Origin of the sequence: Nocardia cerradoensis NBRC 101014, assembly GCF_000308535.1 — a bacterium.
Taxonomy (GTDB): domain Bacteria; phylum Actinomycetota; class Actinomycetes; order Mycobacteriales; family Mycobacteriaceae; genus Nocardia; species Nocardia cerradoensis.
This window is the reverse complement of record NZ_BAFW01000169.1, coordinates 1-6116: the sequence shown is the minus strand read 5'-3', so window position 1 is coordinate 6116 and position 6116 is coordinate 1. Positions and strand designations below refer to the sequence as shown.

The window sequence follows — 6116 nt, the reverse complement described above, 5'->3', positions numbered from 1 at the left end:
CCGGCCGCTGACGGCGTTGTGAGGTCGGCAATGATGTGGTTGGGATGGGTGTTGCGGATGGTCCCGATGGGGCGATTGCGGCTAGCCTGAGGTCATGGCAGGTAAGTCCCGCGGCACCACGACGTCGAGTTCGCGGGCGGGATCCACCCGGGGGCGGGCTCCGGCGCGGACTCGCTCGGGAGGCTCGCGCGCCCGTTCGGCGCCGCGCGGCCGCACCACCGCGACCCGCCGGCCGGTGCGCCGGTCACCGCAGACCGCGCCGCTGGCGGTGATCGGCCGCGGTATCGGCAACGGCTGGTCGGTGCTGGCACGCGGATTCGGCGCCACCACCCGCACCATCAGCCGCGCGGGGGAGATCGAACACGGTCACCGCCGCGACGGAATCGCGTTGGCGCTGGTCGCTTTCAGCGTCGTCATCGCGGCAGCGGTCTGGTTGTCGGCGGGTGGCCCGGTGGGGCACTGGGTCGACACCGCGGTGCGCGCGATCGCCGGATCCGCCGCGGCCGTCCTGCCTTTCGTGGCCTCCGGTATCGCGGTGGTGCTGATGCGCACCGAACCGCGGCCCGAGATCCGGCCCCGCCTGGTCCTGGGCGGGTTGCTGGTGGGGCTGCCGGCGCTGGGAATCTGGCATATCTTCGCGGGCGCGCCGGCCGACGCGCACGGGCGCGCCCATGCGGCGGGTTTCGTCGGCTACGTGCTGGGCGGGCCGCTGCGCAACGGGCTCACCGCGTGGCTGGCGGTGCCGCTGTTGTTGCTGGCCATGCTCTTCGGATTGCTGCTGGTGACCGGTACGACGGTGCGTGAGGTTCCGCATCGGCTGCGGGAGCTGTTCGGCCTGCCCGATGCCGAATTCGCCGACGACGACGGGCAATACGGGCTCTACGACCCGGAAAACTATGACGCCGACGGCTTTCCGGTGCACAAGAGCCGTTCGTCGCGGCGCGGGCGCACCCCGGCGGAGAACTACCCGGCCGACGAATTCGGCGGCGCCGACGCGGTCACCGAGGTCCTCGGCGAACCGCCGTTGCGCGACGCGAAGGATATCGCCGAGGCGGACGAAACGCCTCCTCCCGCAACCAAACCCAAGACGCGCAAGGCACCCAAGGTCGTCGACCAGACACCCGAGCCGCCGCCCGCGCAGCAACTGGAATTCGTCACCGACCGCGAGGTCGACGGCGACTATCAACTGCCGCCGCTGACACTGCTGACCGACGGCGATCCGCCGAAGAAGCGCAGCGCCGCCAACGAATCGATGATCGAGGCGATCACCGAGGTGCTGGTGCAGTTCAAGATCGACGCGGCGGTCACCGGTTTCGTGCGCGGTCCCACCGTCACCCGCTACGAGGTCGAACTCGGGCCCGGCGTGAAGGTCGAGAAGATCACCGCCCTGGCCCGCAATATCGCCTATGCGGTCGCCACCGAGAATGTGCGTTTGCTCGCACCGATCCCGGGCAAGTCGGCGGTCGGTATCGAGGTGCCCAACGCCGACCGCGAACTGGTCCGGCTGGCGGATGTGCTCAAGGCGCCCTCCACGCGAAACGACCATCACCCGTTGGTGATCGGACTCGGAAAGAACATCGAGGGCGAATTCGTCTCGGCGAATCTGGCGAAGATGCCGCATCTGCTGGTCGCCGGTTCCACAGGTTCGGGTAAGTCGAGTTTCGTCAACTCGATGCTGGTCTCGCTGCTGGGCCGCGCCACGCCGGACGAGGTGCGGATGATCCTCATCGACCCGAAGATGGTGGAACTCACGCCGTACGAGGGCATTCCGCATCTCATCACGCCCATCATCACCCAGCCGAAGAAGGCCGCCGCCGCGCTGGCCTGGCTGGTGGAGGAGATGGAACAGCGATATCAGGACATGCAGGCCAGCAAGGTCCGCCATATTGACGATTTCAACAAGAAGGTGAAATCGGGCCAGATCACCACACCGCTGGGCAGCGAGCGCGTGTACCGGCCCTATCCCTACATCCTGGCGATCGTCGACGAGCTGGCCGATCTGATGATGACCGCGCCGCGCGACGTCGAGGACGCCATCGTGCGCATCACCCAGAAGGCGCGAGCGGCCGGTATCCATCTGGTGCTGGCGACCCAGCGGCCCTCGGTGGACGTGGTGACCGGCCTGATCAAGACCAACGTTCCCTCCCGGCTGGCCTTCGCGACCTCGTCGCTCACCGACTCTCGGGTCATCCTGGATCAGCCGGGTGCGGAGAAGTTGATCGGTATGGGCGACGGCCTGTTCCTGCCGATGGGCGCGTCCAAGCCGACCCGGTTGCAGGGTGCGTTCATCTCCGACGAGGAGATCCAGGCCGTCGTCGACTTCGCCAAGAATCAGGCCGAACCCGAGTACCAGGAGGGCGTCACCACGGCGAAGGCCGGGGAGAAGAAGGACGTCGACCCGGATATCGGCGACGATCTCGATGTCTTCCTGCAGGCCGTCGAACTGGTCGTCACCTCGCAGTTCGGCTCCACCTCGATGCTGCAGCGCAAACTGCGCGTCGGATTCGCCAAGGCGGGCCGCCTGATGGATCTGATGGAGACACGTGGTGTGGTCGGCCCGAGCGAGGGCTCCAAGGCGCGCGACGTGCTCGTCAAACCCGATGAGCTGGACGGACTGCTGTATTCGATCCGCGGCGGGGGAGAGGCGGAGGAAGCGGCCGAACCCGATGCGATCGACGCCTAGGCTTCCGGCGTAGGTCCTCAGCCGGTGTAGGCCCAGCCGGTGACGGTCCGGATCTCGACCCGGATGACCGGTCCGCGCGGGACGTTGTCGCGGTACTGCGGATATTTGGCGGTGAGCCAGGCGATCGCTTCGGCGCGCTCGGTGTCGGTGGTGGCAACGGCGGCGGTGCCGTCGAGCCGGACCCACCACAACCGGGTCCAGTCCTCGTCGTAGTCGTCGGCCAGCACCGAGACCCGGTTGTCGGCCGCGATATTGCGCAACCGCCGCAGGTCGGTCGTCGATTTCGGTTTCTGATCGACCGCGGTCACCAGGATCCGGCCCGAGGGCGAGAGCGCGAAGGTCACGGGCACCAGGTGGGGACCGCCCGTCGGGTCGGTCGTCCCCAGCCGGGCCACGCGGGCCGCGCGTGCTCGCGCCAGCGCGGTGTTCGGATCCAAGCGCATCGGTTCACGATAGATCGCCGGACGTGACGGCACCGGCCTACAGCGGCGCGCTCTCCCGCTCGATCTGCTCGGCCGCCTCGGCCTGGATGCGCTCGAACTGCGCACCCATCGCCGCGGCCAGGGCATTGGCCGCCGAGAGCGGGCGCACCATCACCATCAGATCGTCGATCCGGCCGGCCTCGTCGGTGTGGATGAAGTCGGCGCCGGTCACCCGCTTTCCGTCGACCGTCGCCTCGAAGATCAGCGTCGAGTCGTGCCCGCCGGCGTCGGTGATCTCGCGGACGTAGCGGAAGTCCTCGAACACCCGCAGGACGCCGCGCAGAATCGCCGCGGTGATGGCCCGGCCGGGATAGGGCTTGAACGCCACCGGACTGGTGAACACGACGTTCTCGGCGAGCAACGCCTCGATCGCCGCGCTGTCACGTGCCTCCACGGCCTGTCGGAATGCCTGCATCGCCACCTCGCATATGCAACTGGTTGACTATGCCGAGCATCGTAGCGGGCGCTCGCCGCCCCTGCCTAGGGGTTCGGCGCCGCCTGCGCCGAGAAGGCGCCCATCACCGGGGTCCACTCCAGGAATCGCTTCGCATCGATCAGTCCCTCGTGCGCGAACGGATCGGAGGCGAGCAGTTCGTCCAATGCCGCGGCATCCTCGGCGCGGAACAGCAGCAGCGCGCCGGATCCGTCGGCATACGGCCCGGTCGACAGGACCACACCCTGCTCGACCAGATTCGACAGCCATTCCCGATGCCGGGGCCGATGCTCGTCGCGCCCGGCGACGGTGGCGTCGGAATAGGTGTAGTGGACGGCGAAGATCGGCACGGGTGCTCCCGAAAGGTTCAGAGGGTCAACAGCATTCGAGTATTGCCGAGGGTGTTCGGCTTGACGTAGCTGAGGTCGAGGAATTCGGCCACACCGGTGTCATAGGAGCGGCACATCTCGGCGAAGACCTCGGCGGTGACGGGCGTGCCGTCGATCTCGGCGAATCCGTGCCGGGAGAAGAACTCCACCTCGAAGGTCAGCACGAACAGCCGCTGTAGCTGGAGTTCGCGGGCGGTCGCGATCAGCTGGTCCACGATCAGGCGTCCGACGCCGCGGCCCTTGGCGTCGGGGTGGACCGCGACGGTGCGTATTTCGCCCAGATCGGCCCACAGCACGTGTAATGCGCCACATCCGACGAGGCTCTCGTCGACCTCGGCCACCCAGAATTCCTGCACCGACTCGTAGAGCGTGACGAGATTCTTCTCCAGCAGGATGCGGCCGGCGTAGACGTCGACGAGGCTTTTGATGGCGGGCACATCCGAGGTGCGGGCGCGTCGGACTCGCACGGTGCCGGGGTCGGTGGCGCCGATCGAATCACTGTGATGTGCCCGCGTGGTCATGGGGTGCACAGTAGTCGGGTCGTTAACCGATAGTCTGGTGGAGTGCCGCACATCTCGTCCGCCCGCCTGCCTCGATCCGCCGGGGGCCGCGGCTGCGTGCGTTCCGGCCGGGGGTGCCGGTGAGCGTGCAGAGCGACGATATGGACCGGACCTGGGCCGAGGCCGGCAGAGCGCGGGCGAATCTCGTTCCGCCGCAACCGAACCGGACGGTCGAACCCTCCGCGGTGCCGCTGATGAACATCGCCAACGTCCTCACCGTCCTGCGCATCCTGATCGTGCCGATCTTCCTGCTGGCATTGTTCGCCGGGGGCGGGCACGACACCGGATGGCGGATCGCCGCGGCCGCGCTGTTCGGCATCGCGGCGGTCACCGACCGCATCGACGGCCAGCTCGCGCGCAAGTACGGACTGGTCACCGACTTCGGCAAATTGGCGGATCCGATCGCCGACAAGGCGTTGATCGGCGCGGCCCTGATCGGATTGTCGGCGCTGGGCGATCTGCCGTGGTGGATCACCGTCGTGATCTGTGCCCGCGAGATCGGCGTGACGTTGCTGCGGCTGGCCGTGGTGCGCCGCGGCGTGATCCCCGCCGGCCGCGGCGGTAAGGCGAAGACCCTGGTGCAGTCGGTGGCGATCGGGGTCCTGCTGCTGCCGCTCGCCGACGCGTGGGCGAGCGCGGGCATGGCGCTGATGTACGTCGCGGTGGTGCTGACCGTGGTGACCGGATTGGACTACGTGGTGCAGGCGGCCCGGTTGTGGGCGCGGCCGGTCGAGCGGCGGTGACCGCGCTGGGCACCGACGTGGCGGCCGCCGATCCGCTGAGCGCTGCGCCCGAGGCCGTCGAACTGGTGACGACGCTGACCCGCATCGGACAGACCGTGGCCACCGCCGAATCCCTGACCGCCGGTTTGCTCGCGGCCACGATCGCGGGGGTGCCGGGAGCCAGCGTGGTGTTGCGCGGCGGACTGATCGTCTACGCCACCGACCTCAAACACCACCTGGCCGGCGTGAGCGAACACACGCTGGCCGCCGACGGGCCGGTCGCGGCGGGAACCGCCGAACAGCTCGCCGTCGGCGCGCGCACGGAGTGCCGGGCCGACTGGGGGATCGGGCTCACCGGTGTCGCCGGGCCGGACGCGCAGAACGGCTGCCCGGTCGGGACCGTCTTCCTGGGTCTGAGCGGCCCCGGAGGGACCGAGGTGATGCGGTTGCAGCTCGCCGGGGATCGGTGGACGATCAGGATGAACGCGGTGCGCACGGCCGTCGCGGAGCTGCTGCGCCGCGTCGGTGGCGGCGACCCGAACGGCACCGGCTGACGACGGCTGCCCGATGGATGCCGATCGGTTCCCGCGGGCGGGAACCAACGGGGTGGCATGCGACGTTGGCACTGTAGACGGAGGGGTGCGTCACGCTCGACGGCGGTCGCGCTCGGCCCGGTGAGGCGAGAACGTGAGGAGAACGAGATGACGCTGCTTCGAGAGGCCATCGGCGAGAGTCTGCGGCGCGCTCGGATCGCCCAGAGCCGGACCCTGCGCGAGGTGTCGACGTCGGCACGCGTGAGCCTGGGCTATCTGTCCGAGGTCGAACGCGGCCGGAAAGAGGCCTCGAG

7 protein-coding genes and 1 pseudogene are annotated in these 6116 nt (G+C 68.8%); 4 read left to right on the top strand and 4 right to left on the bottom strand.

Annotated elements, in window-relative coordinates; all coding sequences use genetic code 11:
• Window positions 1-94: 94 nt before the first annotated feature.
• The gene (locus ON23_RS17720) at window positions 95-2683 is read left to right on the top strand and encodes a DNA translocase FtsK (protein WP_039779521.1); all 2589 of its coding nucleotides are present in this window, start codon (window positions 95-97) and stop codon (window positions 2681-2683) included.
• Window positions 2684-2700: 17 nt separating this feature from the next.
• Here ON23_RS17720 and ON23_RS17715 read toward each other — a convergent pair whose 3' ends face one another.
• From ON23_RS17715 to ON23_RS17700, 4 genes are all read right to left on the bottom strand, one after another.
• The gene (locus ON23_RS17715; RefSeq protein ID WP_039779526.1) at window positions 2701-3126 is read right to left on the bottom strand and encodes a TIGR03668 family PPOX class F420-dependent oxidoreductase; all 426 of its coding nucleotides are present in this window, start codon (window positions 3124-3126) and stop codon (window positions 2701-2703) included.
• Between the two features lie 37 nt (window positions 3127-3163).
• Window positions 3164-3580, bottom strand: a complete 417-nt coding sequence (locus tag ON23_RS17710) for a nuclear transport factor 2 family protein (RefSeq protein ID WP_039779525.1) — start codon at window positions 3578-3580, stop codon at window positions 3164-3166.
• Window positions 3581-3645: 65 nt separating this feature from the next.
• The gene (locus ON23_RS17705) at window positions 3646-3948 is read right to left on the bottom strand and encodes a YciI family protein (RefSeq protein WP_039779520.1); all 303 of its coding nucleotides are present in this window, start codon (window positions 3946-3948) and stop codon (window positions 3646-3648) included.
• Between the two features lie 17 nt (window positions 3949-3965).
• On the bottom strand, window positions 3966-4508 hold the full coding sequence (locus ON23_RS17700) for an amino-acid N-acetyltransferase (RefSeq protein ID WP_051042817.1): 543 nt from the start codon (window positions 4506-4508) through the stop codon (window positions 3966-3968).
• Window positions 4509-4627: 119 nt separating this feature from the next.
• Here ON23_RS17700 and pgsA point away from each other — a divergent pair, with 119 nt between their 5' ends.
• From pgsA to ON23_RS36525, 3 genes and pseudogenes are all read left to right on the top strand, one after another.
• Window positions 4628-5290 (top strand): CDP-diacylglycerol--glycerol-3-phosphate 3-phosphatidyltransferase, encoded by a 663-nt coding sequence (gene pgsA, locus ON23_RS17695; RefSeq protein WP_373282202.1) that lies wholly within the window; start codon window positions 4628-4630, stop codon window positions 5288-5290.
• Window positions 5287-5823, top strand: a complete 537-nt coding sequence (locus ON23_RS17690) for a CinA family protein (protein ID WP_373282201.1) — start codon at window positions 5287-5289, stop codon at window positions 5821-5823. The genes pgsA and ON23_RS17690 overlap by 4 nt, the downstream gene beginning before the upstream one ends.
• A gap of 147 nt (window positions 5824-5970) precedes the next feature.
• Window positions 5971-6116, top strand: a pseudogene (locus tag ON23_RS36525) (helix-turn-helix domain-containing protein); the annotation flags it as partial.

What these genes read in the sequence shown, in the direction of transcription:
- ON23_RS17720 (WP_039779521.1), top strand. Translation starts at nt 95, where the DNA reads ATGGCAGGTAAGTCCCGCGGCACCACGACGTCGAGTTCGCGGGCGGGA.
- ON23_RS17715 (WP_039779526.1), bottom strand. Translation starts at nt 3,126, where the DNA reads ATGCGCTTGGATCCGAACACCGCGCTGGCGCGAGCACGCGCGGCCCGC.
- ON23_RS17710 (WP_039779525.1), bottom strand. Translation starts at nt 3,580, where the DNA reads ATGCAGGCATTCCGACAGGCCGTGGAGGCACGTGACAGCGCGGCGATC.
- ON23_RS17700 (WP_051042817.1), bottom strand. Translation starts at nt 4,508, where the DNA reads ATGACCACGCGGGCACATCACAGTGATTCGATCGGCGCCACCGACCCC.